The sequence below is a fragment of the Paenarthrobacter sp. JL.01a genome (genome assembly GCF_025452095.1).
In the GTDB taxonomy this organism is placed as follows: domain Bacteria; phylum Actinomycetota; class Actinomycetes; order Actinomycetales; family Micrococcaceae; genus Arthrobacter.
In genome coordinates this window covers 2,409,228-2,427,401 of record NZ_CP104877.1, presented here as the reverse complement: position 1 = coordinate 2,427,401, position 18,174 = coordinate 2,409,228, and the positions used below count along the sequence as shown (strand labels likewise).

Here is an 18,174-nt window from a genome sequence, read left to right as displayed (position 1 = left end):
CGGTGAGCAATCCCGTCTTCTTCGCGCCCGCCGGCAGCCTTGACCAGCTGCACTCCGGTGCCGAATTCATCCTGGAGGGTTCCGAAGCGCGCCACGCCGTAACGGTCAAGCGCCTTGCCGTCGGTGAGTCAGTTGACATCGCCGACGGCGCAGGCGCCCGGCTCACCGGGACCGTTGCCGACGTCGGAGCCGGCACCTTGACGGTGACGGTGGCGGACGTCGTCTTCGAAGAGCAGCCCCATGTGCGTTTGGTTCTGGTGCAGGCCTTGGCCAAGGGCGATCGCGATGAGCTGGCCATCGAGACGGCCACTGAACTCGGAATCGATGCCGTGGTTCCCTGGCAGTCGGAACGTTCGATCGTGCGCTGGAAGGGTGACCGGGCAGCGAAAGCGCATGCCAAGTGGGAGTCCGTGGTTACCGCTGCCGCCAAGCAGGCGCGGAGGTCCTGGATACCTTCGGTCCGCCCGATTGTGGACTCGAACGGACTGGCCAAAGCCGTTGCGGAAGCTGACCTCGCCATTATCCTTCACGAGGACGCAAAGAACCCCCTGCGTGAGGTCCTGGGGAAGTTGGACGTCGACGACGCCTCGCCCCGTGAGGTTCTGTTGATCGTGGGTCCCGAAGGTGGAATCTCGCCGCGGGAAGTAACGCGGCTGAGCGACGCTGGGGCCGTCACCGCACTGTTGGGTCACCATGTGCTGCGGTCGTCGACGGCGGGACCTGCCGCCGTCGTTCTGGCCAGCGACGTCCTCGGACGCTGGTAGCCGGCCACCGACGCTCGCAAGCTACGCACAAGACGCCTAGGAGACGCTGAACAGGCGGGTATCCGTGCTCGATTCGATCGCCTTGCCGGCGTCGTCCACCTCGGAGACGCGGAGCTCGTACTTGCCGGGTTTCAGTGTTGCGCCGAAGCTGAAGAGACCGTACTGACCGGGCTCGCCGGTTGCCTTGGTCTGGCCCGTGAGCAGGCTCGACTTCTCTCCCTTGCCGTTGTCCTGGAGGATCTGCCAGCTGATGGGCCGGGAGTTGTCCGTGATGCGGCCGTTGAACTTGATGAGCCCTGCCGGCAAGGACACGTCCTCCTGGGGATCAATGATCCACAGCGGTGCCACCAAGGAAGCGTCGCGCGTCATGGGTTCGCCAAGTTTTACTTGTCCGAACGCCATGTAGTCCTTGTGGCCGTCCACCAGGATGACCACCTGGATCTGCTGGCCCGAGTTGATGAGTCCGGAGGACGACGCTGCCGCCGTGGCTGTGTACACCAGCTGCTGAATGGCCCTCTGGGCCATCCCGGCGTCCAGGTTCGAGTTGAAGGCGTCGCGGGAGACGTCGACGGTGATCACGTTCTTCCCCGAGATGGAGGTCGCCAGGTTTCCAGGTTCCTGCCACGGCGTGAAGAAATCATGATCCAACGGCTTCTCGGCCATCATGATCTTCAGGGCGGTGGTGACAGGGTTGCCGTCACCGGAAATGTCCCGGAATTCGCGGTAGAGGTAGACCTCGTCCTTGCTTCGCCCAATCCAATAGACCGGAATCTTGGTGGATGCCTGGGTTGTCTCCAAGGGGGCGTTGCTCGCGGGCGCGTCCTGGACGGACAGCGACGGCGGGCTCGACGTCGCCTGGCTGCTCCCGCCGCCGTTGGCAATGCAACCGGTCAGCAGCAGGACAGCAAGCATCGCAGGCGCGGCGATGGCGGACCGTGTCCGCTTTCGTGCGCCTTTCCCGGTGCTCGCTGGCATGGCTATGGTGCTTCCTTTTGGTCAGGGCTGCGGGGGTTCCAACCACCCGGTTAAGCCAGCTTGGCACATCGACGACGGCGTCCGGCCGGGTTTGGGTGGACGGCGGTCAACTGAAACATGATTGATACCGGCTTGATGCCGAGTTGAGACAAAATGTCTTCGGTATCGTTTCGGCCTGGGTTCCGGCACCTTGCCGAGGTTCATCCGGCCCGGGGCTGGCGTAGGATTGCGTCATACCATCAACCGGAGGAGAACAGGCCGCAGGCCAGCACTATGAGTGAATCTTTGAACGGGCGGCTCAGGACCGGAAACGGGAACCAGCCGCTGACCGAGTTCCCGCACACTTTACCGGGCACGCGCACGGAAGTTGTTAGGTTCGACAACTCCGACCAGATGGTTCACTCGCTGGGCAGCCATGATGAAGCGCTGCGGTACATCGAGGAGCAGTTCCCGGACGTGAACTTCCACGTTCGTGGCAACGAGCTCTCCATGACCGGTCCTTCCACGGTGATTCCACGGATTATGCGCCTCCTTGAGGAAGTACGCGGCCTCGTGGCCAAGGGAACCTTGGTCACGCCCGACGTACTTCAGCAACTGGTCTCCCTGCTGCGGACCCAGTCCGTGCAGAATCCCGCGGATGTCCTGACCCACAACATCCTCTCCAGCAGGGGCAAGACCATCAGGCCCAAGACCCTGAACCAGAAGAACTATGTTGACGCCATCGACGACAACACGGTGATCTTCGGAATTGGCCCTGCAGGTACCGGTAAGACGTACCTCGCCATGGCCAAGGCTGTGCAGGCATTGCAGAACAAGGAAGTCAGCCGGATCATCCTGACGCGGCCCGCCGTTGAGGCGGGGGAGAGGCTGGGCTTCCTTCCTGGCACTCTCAGCGACAAGATCGACCCGTACCTGCGTCCCCTGTACGACGCCCTGCACGACATGATGGATCCGGAATCCATCCCTCGCCTGATGGCTGCCGGGACCATCGAAGTAGCGCCTTTGGCCTACATGCGTGGCCGTACCCTGAACGACGCCTTCATCATCCTTGATGAAGCCCAGAACACCACTCCGGAACAGATGAAGATGTTCCTGACGCGCCTCGGGTTCGGGTCGAAGATGGTAGTCACCGGTGACGTCACGCAGATCGACCTTCCCTTTGGCTCGACCTCGGGTCTGAGGATCGTCCGCGAAATCCTCACCGGTATCGACGACGTCAATTTCTCGATCCTGGAGGCGGCTGACGTGGTGCGGCATCGCCTGGTGGCCGATATCGTCTCCGCTTACAGCGCATGGGATGACGCCCACCGACCCGCGGCCGCTGCCAACACCCATAAACGTGGAGAACGTAAATGAGCATTGAAGTCAACAATGAGTCCGGCGTGGCAGTCGATGAAGCACAGCTGGTGACGTTGTCCCGCTTCATTTTCGAGCGCCTCTATATCCACCCCCAGGCGGAGCTGTCGATCCTCTTGGTGGACGAACCCGCCATGGAGAAGCTCCACATTGAGCTGATGGACGAGCCCGGGGCAACGGATGTCCTGTCCGTGCCCATGGATGAACTGACGCCGGGGACGCCGGACAAGCCCACCCCGCAAGGCATGCTCGGGGACATCGCCATCTGCCCGCAGGTGGCTGAAGTCCAAGCACGCAACGCCGGTCACTCCACGCAGGATGAGATGCTGCTGCTGGCCACGCACGGAATCCTGCATCTGCTGGGCTTCGACCACGCAGAACCCGAGGAAAAAGAAGAAATGTTTGGCCTGCAGCGCGAACTGCTGTCTGAATTCCTGGGCAAGGATGCCCCCATGGAGACCATGCAGTGACCTCGCTCATCCTGGTCGGCATGGCGCTGGTTTTCCTCAGCTTTGTAGCCTTGCTGACTGCAGCGGAGGCTGCGTTCAACTTCCTGCCACGGCATGAGGCCGAACAATCCCTTGGCCGAAGCAAGGGCAAAGCCCTGGCCGGCATCCTCGCAAACCCCATTGCCCACATGAGGGCACTGCGCTTCTGGCGTGTTTGGTTTGAAATGGCAGCGGCCGTGGCGGTCGCCGTTGTCCTCCACAGCCTGCTGGACAACGTGTGGCTCGCCGGGCTGGCCGCGACGGGCATCATGGCCGTCATCGGCTTTGTGCTGGTCGGTGTTTCGCCCAGGCAGCTTGGGCGTGCCCACTCGGGACCCGTCGTGCGCTTCACCGCGCCCCTGATCAGGTTCCTGTGCTGGGTCCTCGGTCCCATCCCGGGCTGGCTTGTGGCCCTGGGCCAGGCTGTGGCCCCCGGAGCCCCTGCCGGCGACGACGCGTTCGTCAGCGAAGAAGAGTTCCGCGAGTTCGTGGACCGCGCGGCTGAATCAGACATGATCGAAGACAACGAAGCCGAACTCATCCACTCAGTCTTCGATTTCGGCGACACCTTGGTACGTTCTGTCATGGTTCCCCGCACTGACATCGTCAGTATCGGCACGGGAGCCGACCTTGAGACCGCCATGGGCTTGTTCCTGCGATCCGGTTACTCCCGCATCCCCGTGATTGGTGAAAACACCGACCAAATCCGCGGCATCCTGTACCTCAAGGATGTCGCAGCGGCCATGCACCGCGGTGAACCGGGACTGCAGCCACACGACGTCGATTCGCTGGCCCGGGATGTCCGGTACGTCCCCGAGTCCAAGCCGGTGAGCGATCTCCTGCGCGAGCTCCAGCAGGAGTCCACCCACGTTGCCATCGTCATTGATGAATACGGTGGAACCGCCGGTTTGGTCACGTTGGAAGATCTCATCGAGGAAATCGTCGGCGAGATCGTCGACGAGTACGACGCCGCCGCTGAGGAGGCTGTCGACTTGGGTGACGGACAGTATCGCGTCAGCGCGCGCATGAGCATCGATGACCTGGGCGAACTGTTCGATATCGAACTCGACGACGACGAAGTGGACACCGTGGGCGGTCTACTCGCCAAGGCCCTTGGCCAGGTTCCGATCGTCGGAAGCTCCGTTGAAGTGAACGGTGTGTTCCTAAAGGCAGATAGGCTTGAGGGTCGGCGTAACAGGGTCAGCCATATCATTGCGGCCGCCATGCCAAAGGAAGACACTGACCTTGAAGACCTTCTCGACGACGCCGACTCAACGCAACAGGGAGTTCCACGTGAGCAAGCAAAATAAGAAATTCGACGCCGACAGCGACTTCGGCGGCTTCCACGCGGGCTTCTCGGTGCTGGTCGGTCGGCCAAATGCCGGCAAGTCCACCCTGACCAACGCCCTTGTTGGCCAGAAGGTAGCGATCACTTCAGCCAAGCCGCAGACTACGCGCCACACCATCCGCGGCATTGTCCACCGCGAGGACGCACAATTGATTCTCGTGGACACTCCGGGCCTGCACCGTCCCCGTACCCTTCTCGGTAAGCGGCTGAACGAGCTCGTTGCCGACACTTTGGCTGAAGTCGACGCCATCGGATTCTGCCTCCCCGCCAACGAAAAGATTGGTCCCGGCGACAAGTTCATTGCCGCCCAGCTGGCCGGCGTCGGACGCAAGCCGATCGTCGCGTTGGTGACCAAAACCGACCTCGTGGACCGCCAGGCCCTGACCGAGCAGTTGCTCGCCGTCGCCGAGCTCGGCAGGGAGGTCCTGGGCGAAGCAGGATGGGCTGACATCGTTCCGGTCTCGGCGGCCGACGGTTTCCAGGTTTCCACCGTCGCCGACGTCCTGATCAGCCACATGCCCCCCTCGCCGCCCCTTTATCCGGATGGCGAGCTTACCGATGAGCCCGAAGCAGTGATGATTGCCGAGCTCATCCGGGAAGCGGCATTGGAAGGTGTGCGGGATGAGCTTCCGCATTCGCTGGCCGTAGTGGTGGAGGAGATCGTGCCGCGTGAAGGCCGCACTGAGGACAATCCGCTCCTGGACGTCCGCGTCAATCTCTACGTGGAGCGTCCCTCCCAGAAGGCCATCATTATCGGCAAGGGCGGCAGCCGGCTGCGTGAAGTCGGGACCAATGCCCGAAAGGGCATCGAAACCCTTCTTGGTACCCGGATCTACCTCGATTTGCATGTCAAAGTCGCCAAGGACTGGCAGCGCGATCCGAAGCAGCTGGTCAAACTCGGATTCTAGGCCGGCAAGGCTGGATCCGGCGTGGCTCCCGGCCCGATAAGGAACTTCCCAGAAACGGCAACTATGATTGCGGGGATCAAGCTGTTTAAGGAAAAGGAAACCGAATAGTGCGACGTCGTGACGCCCGCCCGGAGGGCACCGGCACCGCTGGCCCCGTTGCGGCACGCCATGGAGCCGAGGCCGACGGCACTCCGCGCCATATGAATGAGCGCAAGGGACTGCCTCTTTGGGTGAAGATTGTCACCGGTGTGGTGTCCGTCGCGTTGGTCGCCGGCGTCGCGTTTGCTGCTTTCTGGTTTATCCGGCTGCAGACCAACATCACCAAGGCCCCCTTGAGTGCCGATGAAAGCCGCAACGCAGGTGAGGCCACGGCCAATGACAAGACCGACCGCCTTCAGATCCTGATCCTTGGCTCCGATACCCGTGACGGCAAGAATGCCGAATACGGCACCAGCGAAGACTCCACGGGTTATGGTCACTCGGACGTCATGATGCTGCTGGACATCTCTGCCGACAACAAGCGCGTCAATGTCCTCAGCTTCCCCCGCGATCTGTTGGTGAACGTTCCCCAGTGCACCGACCGCACCAACAACCAGACCTTTCCTGCCCGAAGCGGCGTGATGATCAACGAGGCCATGGCAGAGGCCGGCATCGGTTGCGCAGTCGACACCATCAACAAGCTGACGGGCCTCGAGATCGACCACTTTATGATGGCTGACTTCAACGCCGTCAAGGAACTTTCCCACGCCGTTGGCGGTGTGAATGTGTGCGTCAGCGACCCCGTCTTTGATCCGGACTCCCGGCTCCGCCTGCCCAAGGGCGACTCGTTGGTCGAAGGCGAGCAGGCCCTGGCGTTCCTGCGCACCAGGCATGCGTTCGGTGACGGCGGCGATTTGGGCCGCATCAAGGGCCAGCAGGCATTCCTTTCGTCCCTGACTCGAAAGCTCAAGAGTGAAGGCACGTTGGGCAACCCGCAGCGTCTCCTCCAGATCGCAGATGTCGTCACCCAAAACCTGACAGTGGACGAGGGCCTCGCCTCTGTCCCTTCGCTGTTGACCATCGGTGGGCGGCTGAAGGACATTGACGTGTCCAAGGTAGCGTTCGTGGCAGTGCCTACCCAGGCTGCAGCCGTAGATCCGAACCGCCTTGAACTTGTGGAACCCCAAGCGTCCCAGCTCTTCGCAGCACTGCGCGCGGACCTCGACCTCACCACCCCCGGTGCGACGGCTACTCCTTCGCCGTCGGAAAGCCCGGCACCGCAGCCGACGGCCACAACGCCCGCCGCGCCTGCCTACGACAAAGCTATCCAACCTGTTTCAGTGGCAAACGGCAGTGGCGTTGCCACGCGCGGCCAGGAATTGATGGCCGTTCTGACGGGCGGCGGATTCGCGCAGGCTGTGTCCTATCTGGCCAACCCCGTGGACCAGACCGTGCTTTACTACGGAACTGGCTTTGCCGACGTGGCCGCCGACGTCGCCAAGCTCTATGGCATCCCGGCCGCCCAAGTTCAAGAGGCACCCGGCGTGGCTGGTGTGCAGCTCTACGTGGGTACGGACTTCACAACCGGCACGGCCTACGGCGCAGCGTCGGTCCCCTCAGATGTGGTCAACCAAACTGCCAAGGACGCGGTGTGCCAGCAAGTGAACCCGTTCTACATCGATCAGTAGCGGACAACGCAAAGCCACTCATAAGAAAGGCCGGGCCAGTTGAATTACTGGCCCGGCCTTTTTCGTACGTTCATTTACCAGATGCTGACACGTTCCTGCGGCTCAGCCCACATTCCGTCAGCTTCGCCCACGCCAAAGGCCTCATGGAAAGCATCGAGGTTTCGGGCGATGGCGTTGGTGCGGAACTCATTAGGGGAGTGCGGGTCTGTGGCGAGCCTGCGGATGGCTTCCTCTGTGCGGATAACCTGACGCCATCCGGCAGCCCAGGACATGAAGAACCTTTGCTGGCCGGTAAAGCCGTCAATAACTTCCGGTTCTTTACCATCCAGGCTCAGCAGGTACGCCTTGTAGGCAATGGTCAGTCCGCCAAGATCTCCGATGTTCTCGCCGAGAGTGAGTTTGCCGTTCACTTTGTGATCCGGTGCGGCATACGGTGAAAGGGCGTCGAACTGGGCCACGAGTTTCGCAGTGAGCGCTTCGAAGGCCTTTCGGTCGTCCTCGGTCCACCAGTTACGCAGTGCGCCGCTGCCATCGAACTGCGATCCCTGATCGTCGAAGCCGTGGCCAATCTCGTGTCCGATCACTGCGCCGATCCCACCGTAATTCACGGCGTCGTCCGCTTCAGCGGTGAAGAAAGGCGGTTGGAGGATGGCAGCCGGGAACACAATTTCGTTCAACATGGGGTGGTAGTAGGCGTTGACGGTCTGGGGTGTCATCAGCCACTTCGTCAGGTCAACGGGCTTGCCGATCTCATCCAGGTGCCGGTCCACATCGGCGTCATGGGCGCGCTCAACGTTGCCGAGAAGATCATTGGGGTCGATTTCCACGGCAGAGTAGTCAATCCATTTCTCCGGGAAGCCGATCTTGGGACGAAACGCGTCCAACTTCTTCAGGGCTTCCTTCTTGGTCTCTTCGCCCATCCACTCCAATGACGAGATGCTTTCGCGGTAGGCCTCGATCAGATTGGCTACCAAGGTCTCCATCCGGGCCTTGTGACCGGCGGGGAAGTGCCGTTCGACGTAGATCTGGCCAACTGCCTCGCCAAGTGCTGCTTCCACGACCGCGACCCCGCGCTTCCACCGTTCCTTGTTCTGTGGTGTCCCGCTGAGGGTTGTGCCATAGAAATCGAAGTTGGTGTCAACGAAGGCGGACGACAAGTAGGGGGCGGCCGAACTGAGTACCCGAAGTGTCAGCCATTCCTTCCACGTCTGCAGGGGCTCGGATTCCATCAAGCCGGCAGCGCCGGTGAAGAAGTCGGGTGTGCTGACAACGATTTCCCGCCGCTTCTCCGCATCGACGCGCGCCGCATCGAACCAGGTGTCCAGCAAGGGAAACAGCGCCGTTGCCTCTTCCGCCGACTTCAAGTTGTACGTCTTCTGGGGATCCCTGAGCGTGACGTTGTCCCAATGATGCGATGCCAAGGCCGTCTCAAGCGCGACCACGCGCTGGGCAGCCTGCGCAGCGTCGGGGACACCGGCGAGGGTGAACAGTCTTTCGATGTACTCGCTGTACGCCGTAACGATGCCGGCGAACTTGTCCTCGCGGTAGTAGGACTCATCAGGCAAGCCCAAGCCACCTTGACCGATGTACAGCAGGATGCGTTCAGGGTTGCCGGCATCCGGGGCGGGGTAGATCGAAAAGAGCCCTGATACATCCGAACGGAAAAGCCGGCCAATCAGGCCTGCCAGCTCTCCGGCGGACTGCACCGCCCGTACCTCCTCAAGTCGCGGCCGGACAGGGTCGAGTCCCTTTGCCTCGGCCGAGGCCTCATCCATGAAGCTTGCGTAAAGGCCGCCCACTTTTTGCTCGATGCCCGTGGCCGCTTCACCCTTGCCGGCGGCTTCTTCGATGATTGCCTTCACTGCGAGTTCGGCTCCATCGCGTAAGGCGGTGAACGTCCCCTCCAACGGCCTGTCGTCAGGAATCGTGGTGCTGTTCAGCCACGCGCCATTGACGTGTTGATAAAGGTCGTCCTGGGGCCGGACGCTGTGGTCGATATTCGAAAGAGTGATCCCCGACTGTGGCACTGTGCCTCCTTGAAGGGACGCTGCAGTCGGCGTTGCCACCGCTGCGGCGTCTGCATAGTGGACGTTGCATGAGGTGTTGCACTGTCATCATACGCACCGTGCTACTGTAATTTTGTGCGTGCGGAAATGCTTCTTCTTAGCTGCCGCGGCGAGGCCTGATAGCTGTTTGACGCTGGGCCACCCTCGCCGCGGAGTTTCGTTGTGTCCGGCCAAGCTTTCATACAGTTCTTAGAGAAAAGGCCACACGTCATGCGTAATGCACAAAAGCCCTCCGGTATGCCCATTCACCGCTATGTGCCGTTCCAGGACCAGATCACCGTTGAGGTCCCTGACCGTACCTGGCCGGACAAGGTCATCACCAAAGCTCCGCGTTGGTGTGCTGTTGACCTCCGGGATGGCAACCAGGCGTTGATCGATCCCATGAGCCCGGCCCGCAAGCTCAAGATGTTCCAGCTGCTGGTCAAGATGGGCTACAAGGAAATCGAGGTAGGGTTCCCCTCCGCATCACAGACCGACTTCGATTTTGTCCGTCAGCTGATCGAGGGCGGTCACATTCCCGACGACGTCACCATCCAGGTCCTGACCCAGGCGCGGGAACACCTGATCGAGCGGACCTATGAGTCCCTGGTCGGCGCCAAGCAGGCCATCGTCCACCTGTACAACTCCACATCGGTACTCCAGCGGCGTGTCGTCTTCAACCAGGACGAAGACGGAATCCTGGACATCGCACTGCAGGGCGCGCGCCTCTGCAAGAAGTATGAAGAAACGCTGACGGATACGCACATCACCTACGAATACTCGCCCGAGTCCTTCACGGGAACCGAGCTCGAGTACGCCGCGCGTGTATGCAACGCCATTGCCGACGTCTTTGAGGCATCAGCCGACAAGCAGGTCATCATCAATTTGCCGGCCACCGTGGAAATGGCTACCCCGAACGTTTACGCCGATTCCATCGAGTGGATGCACCGCAACCTGCACCCCCGCGACGGCATCATCATATCCCTGCACCCCCACAACGATCGTGGCACCGGAGTTGCAGCCGCTGAACTGGGCTACCTGGCTGGCGCGGACCGCATCGAGGGCTGCCTCTTCGGAAACGGCGAACGCACCGGCAACGTGGACCTGGTGACGCTCGGGCTGAACATGTTTGTCCAGGGCGTGGACCCCATGATCGACTTCTCGGATATTGATGAGATCCGCCGAACGGTGGAGTACTGCAACCAGCTGCCCGTTCCGGAGCGCTCACCCTATGGCGGTGACCTGGTCTTCACGGCATTCTCCGGTTCGCACCAAGACGCCATCAAGAAGGGCTTTGAGGCACTGGAGAAGGACGCCGCCGCTGCCGGGAAGTCCGTGGATGACTTCACCTGGCAGGTGCCTTACCTGCCGATCGACCCGAAGGACCTGGGGCGCAGCTACGAAGCCGTCATCCGGGTCAACTCCCAGTCCGGCAAGGGTGGCGTCGCGTACCTGCTGAAGAATGAGCACAACCTGGACTTGCCACGTCGGGCCCAGATTGAGTTCTCCGGCGTCATCCAGCGGCGGACGGACGCCGTCGGTGGCGAGGTCAGCGGATCCCAGCTGTGGCAGATCTTCCAGGACGAATACCTGCCTTCAGACGAGGAACAGGCCCAATGGGGCCGCTACACGCTGGGCAGCGTGAGCACCGAAACCGATGAAGCCGGTGCCATGACCATGAATGCGAACCTGCGGATTGATGGTGCCGAGGTGCGGCGCACCGGACACGGCAATGGACCGATTGCGGCGTTGCTGGACATTCTGCACCAGGACGGCGTCGACGTCCGGGTCCTCGACTACAGCGAGCACGCATTGTCCGAGGGCGGCAGCGCCAGCGCCGCCGCGTACGTCGAATGTGCCGTCGGAGAGCGTGTCCTGTGGGGAGTAGGGATTGACCCCAGCACCACGACGTCTTCGCTCAAGGCTTTGATTTCGGCTGTGAACCGGGCAGTACGCGACGCCCAAGCCTAGGCTGGAACCGTGTGGTGACAGGAAACTCTGTCACCACACGGTCCGGTGGCCGTCCCGGGTCCAGGCATAGTGCGAAGATTAGATGTGGCCAATCCATCGTTTGCCGCCCGGGCCTATCGGGACGATGCCGTAGTGCTCCGTACCCACAAGCTGGGCGAGGCGGATCGCATCATTACCTTGCTCACGAAACACCATGGGCAAGTGCGTGCCGTCGCCAAAGGCGTCCGAAGGACGAGCAGCCGCTTCGGAGCCAGGCTCGAGCCCTTTATGGTGGCAGATCTGCAACTGGTGTCGGGCCGAACGCTGGACATTGTCACCCAGGCTGTGGCCAAGGGTGCCTATGGGAGCAGCATCGCCGCCGACTATGGCCGGTTCACGGTGGCTGCGGCCATGACCGAGACCGCTGAAAAGCTGACGGACGCCGATTCCGAATCAGGGACGGCGCAGTACAACCTCCTGGTGGGTGCGTTGGCAGCCCTGAGTCGCTCGGACCATCCGCCGGAACTGATCCTTGACTCCTATCTTCTGCGTGCGTTGGCCACAGGAGGATGGGCTCCCAGCTTTACCTCCTGTGCCCGGTGTGGCCGTCCTGGACCGCATACTGCCTTTGCCGCCCCGGTAGGCGGCATGGTTTGTGGGGACTGCAGGCCGCCCGGTTCACCGGCGCCTGCGGCCGAAACCGTCGTCCTGCTTGGAGCCTTGTTGACCGGCGACTGGGCTGTTGCGGACGCATCAGATCCACGGCACCGCCGTGAAGCCGCGGGCTTGGTGGCAAGTTACCTGCAATGGCATTTGGAACGTGCCGTGAAATCCCTCAAACATGTGGAGCGAAGCTGACAGTGGCACTTGGAAAGAAGAGCAAGACGACGGCGACCCGGACTACCCCGGTACAGGCGCCTTATACGCATCCTTCCGGAGCGGTTCCGCCAAATATTCCGAGTGAACTCATCCCGCAACACGTCGCCATTGTCATGGATGGCAACGGACGATGGGCCAATCAGCGCGGATTGCCCCGGATCGAGGGACACAAGGCCGGAGAGCCCGCGCTTCTGGACGTCATGGCGGGAGCCATCGAGCTGGGGATCAAGTACGTCAGCGTCTACGCATTTTCAACCGAAAACTGGCGCCGCTCACCCGAAGAAGTCCGCTTTCTGATGGGATTTAACAAGGATGTGCTTCGTAGGCAGCGAAACCAGCTCGACGATTGGGGTGTCAGAATCCGCTGGGCCGGCCGCCGGCCCCGCCTTTGGGGCTCCGTCATCAAGGAGCTGGAAGAAGCCGAGGAGTACACCCGGGCCAATGACACCTGCACGTTGACCATGTGTGTTAATTACGGTGGGCGGGCTGAGATTGCGGACGCCGTCTCCGCCATTGCCGAAGACGTGGCGGCCGGCAGGCTCAAGCCAGGGTCCGTCAGCGAGAAGACCATCCAGAAGTATCTGGACGAGCCCGACCTCCCGGATGTCGACCTTTTCCTGCGAAGCTCGGGGGAGCAGCGACTCTCCAACTTCCTGCTGTGGCAGTCCGCCTACGCGGAGTTCGTGTTCCTGGATACCCTCTGGCCGGACGTTGACAGGCGCACCCTGTGGGACGCCGTCGAAATTTATGCCAAACGCGACAGGCGCTATGGAGGAGCCGTGGACGCGGCGCCCGTCACGAATTAGCCTGCGTGTGCTAATTCAGTACGGATAAGCCGCGAGCCACACTGCGACGTCCCGGTACGCTTGCTGCCGGACCGTGCGGCGCGACAGGAAGATGTCATGGAGCGCGCCCGGGTAACGGAAGACCGCGGTTCGCCGTGCCAAGCCAAGGGCGCGCCGGGAGGTTTCTTCGACGTCGATGACGGCATCAGCGCGCATCAGGTCGGCCGTCCAGTCGGCTTGGATTCTGGTGCGGCCCGACAACAGAACCAGGACAGGGGCATCAATGTTCAACTTGCGCTCAACGGCGGCGTGCCCGGCAAGGACAGCCTTGGTCCAACCAGCTCGAATGGGAAATGAAGCCCGTGGCCGCCACACTGGGTCCAGCATCCATTCGCCATGCGCTTCATTGCTGACGCTTTCCCAGTAGGCGGGCATTTCCGGAAACCTGAAGGGGCGCTTCGGATCTGTGCGGGCGAACGGTTCCACCAGGTGCATGGCGATGCTGCGGACCAAGCTGCTGCCCTGGAGCTCAAGCCAAGGGGAGTTCAGGACCAGGGTGCCCACTGTGCCTGGGTTGCGGTTGGCCCATAGCGCGGCGATGAGTCCACCCAGGGAATGGGCAATCACATGGATGGTGGGAGGCACATGATTGCTGGTCCGTGCTGCCACGTCCCGTTCGATCTCCCTCAGGGCCGCGGCAAGATCCTCATCATAAACGCTGAGGTCGGACGTGTAGCCCGGTGTTTGTCCTGGGAGAAGGCTTCTGCCGAATTTGCGCAGGTCCACCGCGTAGAAAAGAAAGCCTGAGGCGGTGAGGTATTCGGCGAGTTCCGTTTGCAGGAAGTAATCGGCCCAGCCGTGGAGATAGAGGACGACTTTGGGGGCCCCATCCGGTTCGTGCGGTGTGCGGTGCCTGCGTTTGACGAAGGTCGCCAGGAAATCGAGGATTCCGTGCGGAGCTGTGTCCTCGAGAGCCGGAGCGTGCCTCACAAGCGTTGCTTTGACCGGACCTTCGTCGTCGTCCTTAAGTGGCAGGTCCATGCATTCATAGTTGCGGCCCAGGACGTCGGGCCTCCACTGCTGACCGGAGTTGCCTGTCCCCGTCACGTATTCCTTTCCTCTTGCCCTTCCAGAGCGCCATGGCGCATGAATCCGCTGATCCAGCGGGCGAGCCGTTCATAGGCGTCTTTCCGTACCTCTGGTGCCGAGAGGAAGACATCATGCAGGCCGCCATCAATCCGTTCCAAGGTCACTGTTCTTCCAAGTGCCATGGCGCGCAGGGCGATGATGCCCACATCCAGGACCGCGTCGGAGCGACGCATGGATTCCTGCCACACCAAGCCGTTGGCGCTGGCCGCTGAAGTCAGAACCAACACAGGTATTTCCAGGTTGAGCCCCCGGGACACCTGCGAATGGCCCGCAAAGACGGCGCTCAACCATCCCGCCCGCACAGGGAAGGCAAAAGGAGGCCGGTACTTCTCATCGAGCACCCATTCTCCCTCTGCGCTGCTGCTGATGCTGCGGAAGTAGAAACCTCTCTCCGGCAGCCGCAAGACAGTCTCCGGACGAAACCTGGCAAGAGGTGCGACCATGGCGTGGGCGGCACGACGGACCAGTGAGTTCCCGTGCATTTCGAGCCACGGACTGTCGAGTATCAGGAACTGGACCTGGCCGGGATGGCGGCTGGCCCATAACGCGGCAACCAGGCCCCCGGTTGAATGCCCCATCAAGGTCAGCGTGCCGTCTGGGTAGCCAGAGCGGTCATCCCGAATGAGGTCCATGGCTCTGTCGATTTCGGCGTCGTAGTACCTCAAGTCCGCTACGTAGCCGCCCGGAGTATTGGACTGCAGGCTCCGGCCGTGGTTGTGCATGTCCAAAGCGTAGAAATCGTATCCCTGTTCGGCCCAGAACCGGGCGAGCTCGGTATTGAAGAAGTAGTCGCTCCAACCATGGAGGAAGAGCACGGCTCCGAAGGACGCGCGTCCGGACGCTGGATCCTCCGGGGTGGAAGTCCCTTCAGTCCGATGCCGGACCAGTGTGGCGTGGCGGGTCACCCCGTCGGGCCCCGCCGCCTCGAAGCCGCAGGACTGGAAGTCCTTTCCAAGGATGTCAGGGGTCCACTCCATGGCTTTAGCTTAGACACCGTCCGCGGCGTTCCGCCCTGCAGCCCTACCCGAGAAGAGGCAGCCGCCAAGGAACGTTCCTTCCAACGCCCGATACCCGTGGATGCCTCCTCCGCCGAACCCGGCAGCCTCCCCGGCTGCGTAAAGACCCGGAACCGCTTTCCCCTCCACGCCCAATACCCTTGAGCCCAGGTCTGTTTGAAGGCCGCCGAGGCTCTTCCTGGTCAGGACCGAGAGGCGGATCGCAACCAAGGGACCGTGCTTGGGGTCAGTCAGGCGGTGCGGGGGTGCGACCCGCATCAGTTTGTCGGTGGCGAAGCGCCGGGCTGCCCTGATCGCGGCAAGCTGTGGGTCCTTTCCAAGGCCACTGGTCACCTGCCGGTCCCGGGCGTCCACCAACGCCTCCAGGGTGCCGGCGTCGATCAGGTGGTTTTGAGCCAGACGGTTCATCCCCGCGGCGAGGTCCCGCACTGACGTGGCCTCGATGAAGTCTTCGCCCCTTTGCAGGAAACGTTGGATAGGGGAGTCCGTGCCCGGCTTCAGGCGCGAGGCCAGGAGCCTCACGTCCTTGCCGGTGAGGTCCGGATTCTGTTCAGACCCGGAAAGAGCCAGCTCCTTGAGGGCGATGGTTCTGTCAAGGACGAACCATGAGTAGCCGTGGCCTGTTGCGAGAATATGGCGCAAGGCTCCCAGGGAATCGAAACCCGGGAAGAGCGGGGCGGGCAATTGGCTGCCCTCGGCGTCGAGCCACAGAGACGAAGGTCCCGGGAGGATGCGGATTCCGTGCTTGGGCCACACAGGCTCGTAATTGTGGATGCCCTCGGGGTAGTGCCACATCCGGTCACCGTTGATCAATCTTCCGCCCGCTGCTTGCACTGCCGGAAGGAACCCACCGTCCACCGAGGCGGGCACGCCACTGAGCATGTAGGCCGGCGCTGAGCCACCTGGCCATTGCCGACGCACGAGATCGTGGTTGCCCCCTATCCCTCCCGTGGTCACCACGACCGCTCCGGCGTTCACCTCGAAGTCGCCGACGGCGACCCGCGAGGACTCCTGGCCCCGCGCCGCCGTCGACCATTCCAAGACCTGGCCCGACACGCCGGTGACCCGGCCCGCCGTCGTCGTCAATGAAGCGGCCCTGTGCCGGAAGAACATCCGCACCTTTCCCGCAGCGACGCCTTCCTGCACCTTTGCGAGGAACGGTTGGACAAGCGCCGGTCCCGTTCCCCAAGTGACGTGGAATCGGGGCACCGTGTTTCCGTGACCCTGGGGACCGTACCCACCCCGCTCGGCCCACTGAACCAGCGGAAAAATGCCGACGCCCAGGTTACTGAGCCAGCTCCTTTTCTCACCGGCGGCGAAATGGACGTAGGCCTCCGCCCAGGCCCGTGCGTGCCCATCTGCCGGTCGATCGAAGGCCGCAGAAGCCATCCAGTCGGACAAAGCGAGCTCGGGGCTGTCCTTTACGCCCAGCCTGCGCTGCTCCGGGGTATCGACCATGAAGAGTCCGCCGAACGACCAGTGTGCCTGGCCGCCCACTGATGCTTCCGGCTCTTGGTCCAGCACCACAACGCTCTTGCCTGCGGCATAGGCGGTCGCGGCCGCGACGAGTCCGGACAATCCGGCACCAACCACCGCGATGTCGGCAGAAACGCGCCGGGGTCCATGATGTGCGTCACTATCTTCCAGCGGCATGCGTACATGCTAACGGCTTCTGCGGTCACGGGTTTGGCCAGAGGTCCCGGACCGGCAAAACTAGGAGCATGCGTGTTTACCCCACATTCTTCAAGTTGGCCTTCTCCTGGATGGATGCCGAGAAAGCCCACAAGATCGGTTTCCAGGCGATCCGAACAGCGCACCGTACCGGCGCCGGCCGGATTCTGGCGCGGCTGAGCGCCCCGGATGCCTCGTTGAGGACAGAAGCTTTCGGCCTCACTTTCCCATCGCCGTTCGGGCTGGCGGCCGGCTTTGACAAAGAAGGCCACGGCATTGAGGCTTTGGCCGACCTCGGCTTCGGCCACGTCGAAGTCGGCACCATCACCGGCCAGGCCCAGCCGGGCAACGACAAACCCCGGTTGTTCCGCCTGATCGAAGACCGTGCCGTAGTCAACCGCATGGGATTCAACAACGACGGCGCCGCTGCGGTTGCGCCGCGGCTCAAGTCTGCACGGGCTGCTTTGCAGAGGCTGTACCCGCAGACACGGCCGATCATCGGCGTCAACATTGGCAAGACCAAAAACGTGGACCTTGACGACGCCACGGCAGACTACCTCGTCAGTGCCCGCAGCCTGGCTCCCGCCGCGGACTATTTGGTGGTGAACGTCAGCTCCCCGAACACGCCGGGCCTGCGTTTGCTGCAGAATGTTGAAACACTGCGTCCGCTGCTTCGGGCCGTCGGGGACGCCGCCGACGAGGCTGCCGGACGGCACGTTCCTTTGCTCGTGAAGATTGCGCCGGACTTGTCCGATGAAGACGTTGACGACGTCGCCCGCCTTGCGCTGGATTTGAAGCTTGACGGAATCATCGCGACCAACACCACGATTTCCAGGGCCGGTCTCAGCTCCGACCCTGCCAAGGTGGAGGCTCTTGGGGCCGGTGGCTTGTCGGGTGCTCCGCTCAAGCAGCGATCCCTGGAAGTCCTCCGGCGGCTCAAGGATGCTGTGGGTGATGAGCTTGTGCTGATTGCCGTTGGTGGCGTCGAGTCCGCCCGCGACGTTCAAGATCGCCTCGATGCCGGAGCAACACTGGTGCAGGGGTACACGGCTTTCCTGTATGAGGGTCCGTTCTGGGTATCCCGCATCAACAAAGGCCTGGTCAAGCTGCGGCAGCGGGCGTCCCGCTAAAGCTTCTTAAAGCAGAAGACCCCGGACCACTGGTCCGGGGTCT

The 18,174-nt window shown here is 62.2% G+C and carries 15 protein-coding genes; 10 read left to right on the top strand and 5 right to left on the bottom strand.

Annotated features, from left to right (window positions below; genetic code table 11):
• Positions 1–2 precede the first annotated feature (2 nt).
• Positions 3–764, top strand: a complete 762-nt coding sequence (locus N5P29_RS11420) for a 16S rRNA (uracil(1498)-N(3))-methyltransferase (RefSeq protein ID WP_262275090.1) — start codon at positions 3–5, stop codon at positions 762–764.
• Between the two features lie 36 nt (positions 765–800).
• Here N5P29_RS11420 and N5P29_RS11415 read toward each other — a convergent pair whose 3' ends face one another.
• Positions 801–1,739: a GerMN domain-containing protein gene (locus tag N5P29_RS11415; RefSeq protein WP_262275089.1), complete on the bottom strand. Its 939-nt coding sequence runs from the start codon at positions 1,737–1,739 to the stop codon at positions 801–803.
• Between the two features lie 273 nt (positions 1,740–2,012).
• On the opposite strand from N5P29_RS11415, the gene N5P29_RS11410 reads away from it, so the two are divergent.
• From N5P29_RS11410 to N5P29_RS11390, 5 genes are all read left to right on the top strand, one after another.
• Positions 2,013–3,095: a PhoH family protein gene (locus N5P29_RS11410; protein WP_262275088.1), complete on the top strand. Its 1,083-nt coding sequence runs from the start codon at positions 2,013–2,015 to the stop codon at positions 3,093–3,095.
• Positions 3,092–3,565, top strand: coding sequence for an rRNA maturation RNase YbeY (ybeY, locus tag N5P29_RS11405; RefSeq protein ID WP_144658898.1), 474 nt, complete (start codon positions 3,092–3,094; stop codon positions 3,563–3,565). The genes N5P29_RS11410 and ybeY overlap by 4 nt, the downstream gene beginning before the upstream one ends.
• Positions 3,562–4,893, top strand: a complete 1,332-nt coding sequence (locus N5P29_RS11400; protein ID WP_262275087.1) for a hemolysin family protein — start codon at positions 3,562–3,564, stop codon at positions 4,891–4,893. Before ybeY ends, N5P29_RS11400 begins: the two co-directional genes overlap by 4 nt.
• A complete protein-coding gene (gene era, locus N5P29_RS11395) occupies positions 4,877–5,839 on the top strand; it encodes a GTPase Era (RefSeq protein ID WP_144658896.1) in 963 nt (320 codons plus the stop codon). The genes N5P29_RS11400 and era overlap by 17 nt, the downstream gene beginning before the upstream one ends.
• A 107-nt stretch (positions 5,840–5,946) precedes the next feature.
• Positions 5,947–7,506: an LCP family protein gene (locus tag N5P29_RS11390; RefSeq protein WP_262275086.1), complete on the top strand. Its 1,560-nt coding sequence runs from the start codon at positions 5,947–5,949 to the stop codon at positions 7,504–7,506.
• 74 nt (positions 7,507–7,580) lie between these two features.
• Here N5P29_RS11390 and N5P29_RS11385 read toward each other — a convergent pair whose 3' ends face one another.
• Complete coding sequence (locus N5P29_RS11385; RefSeq protein ID WP_262275085.1) at positions 7,581–9,533, bottom strand: M13 family metallopeptidase; 1,953 nt, start codon at positions 9,531–9,533, stop codon at positions 7,581–7,583.
• A 249-nt stretch (positions 9,534–9,782) separates the two neighbouring features.
• Between N5P29_RS11385 and leuA the strand changes: the two genes are divergently transcribed.
• The 3 genes from leuA to N5P29_RS11370 all read left to right on the top strand — a co-directional run bounded on the left by leuA (position 9,783) and on the right by N5P29_RS11370 (position 13,186).
• Positions 9,783–11,522, top strand: coding sequence for a 2-isopropylmalate synthase (leuA, locus tag N5P29_RS11380; RefSeq protein WP_262275084.1), 1,740 nt, complete (start codon positions 9,783–9,785; stop codon positions 11,520–11,522).
• Positions 11,523–11,606: 84 nt separating this feature from the next.
• Complete coding sequence (recO, locus tag N5P29_RS11375) at positions 11,607–12,359, top strand: DNA repair protein RecO (protein ID WP_144658892.1); 753 nt, start codon at positions 11,607–11,609, stop codon at positions 12,357–12,359.
• A gap of 2 nt (positions 12,360–12,361) precedes the next feature.
• Positions 12,362–13,186, top strand: a complete 825-nt coding sequence (locus N5P29_RS11370) for an isoprenyl transferase (RefSeq protein WP_262275083.1) — start codon at positions 12,362–12,364, stop codon at positions 13,184–13,186.
• Between the two features lie 15 nt (positions 13,187–13,201).
• Here N5P29_RS11370 and N5P29_RS11365 read toward each other — a convergent pair whose 3' ends face one another.
• The 3 genes from N5P29_RS11365 to N5P29_RS11355 all read right to left on the bottom strand — a co-directional run bounded on the left by N5P29_RS11365 (position 13,202) and on the right by N5P29_RS11355 (position 16,983).
• Positions 13,202–14,206: an alpha/beta hydrolase gene (locus N5P29_RS11365; protein ID WP_262275082.1), complete on the bottom strand. Its 1,005-nt coding sequence runs from the start codon at positions 14,204–14,206 to the stop codon at positions 13,202–13,204.
• Positions 14,207–14,268: 62 nt separating this feature from the next.
• Positions 14,269–15,291: an alpha/beta hydrolase gene (locus N5P29_RS11360; RefSeq protein WP_262275081.1), complete on the bottom strand. Its 1,023-nt coding sequence runs from the start codon at positions 15,289–15,291 to the stop codon at positions 14,269–14,271.
• A gap of 9 nt (positions 15,292–15,300) precedes the next feature.
• Complete coding sequence (locus N5P29_RS11355; protein ID WP_262275080.1) at positions 15,301–16,983, bottom strand: FAD-binding dehydrogenase; 1,683 nt, start codon at positions 16,981–16,983, stop codon at positions 15,301–15,303.
• Between the two features lie 68 nt (positions 16,984–17,051).
• Here N5P29_RS11355 and N5P29_RS11350 point away from each other — a divergent pair, with 68 nt between their 5' ends.
• Positions 17,052–18,131: a quinone-dependent dihydroorotate dehydrogenase gene (locus tag N5P29_RS11350; RefSeq protein ID WP_262275079.1), complete on the top strand. Its 1,080-nt coding sequence runs from the start codon at positions 17,052–17,054 to the stop codon at positions 18,129–18,131.
• Positions 18,132–18,174 lie beyond the last annotated feature (43 nt).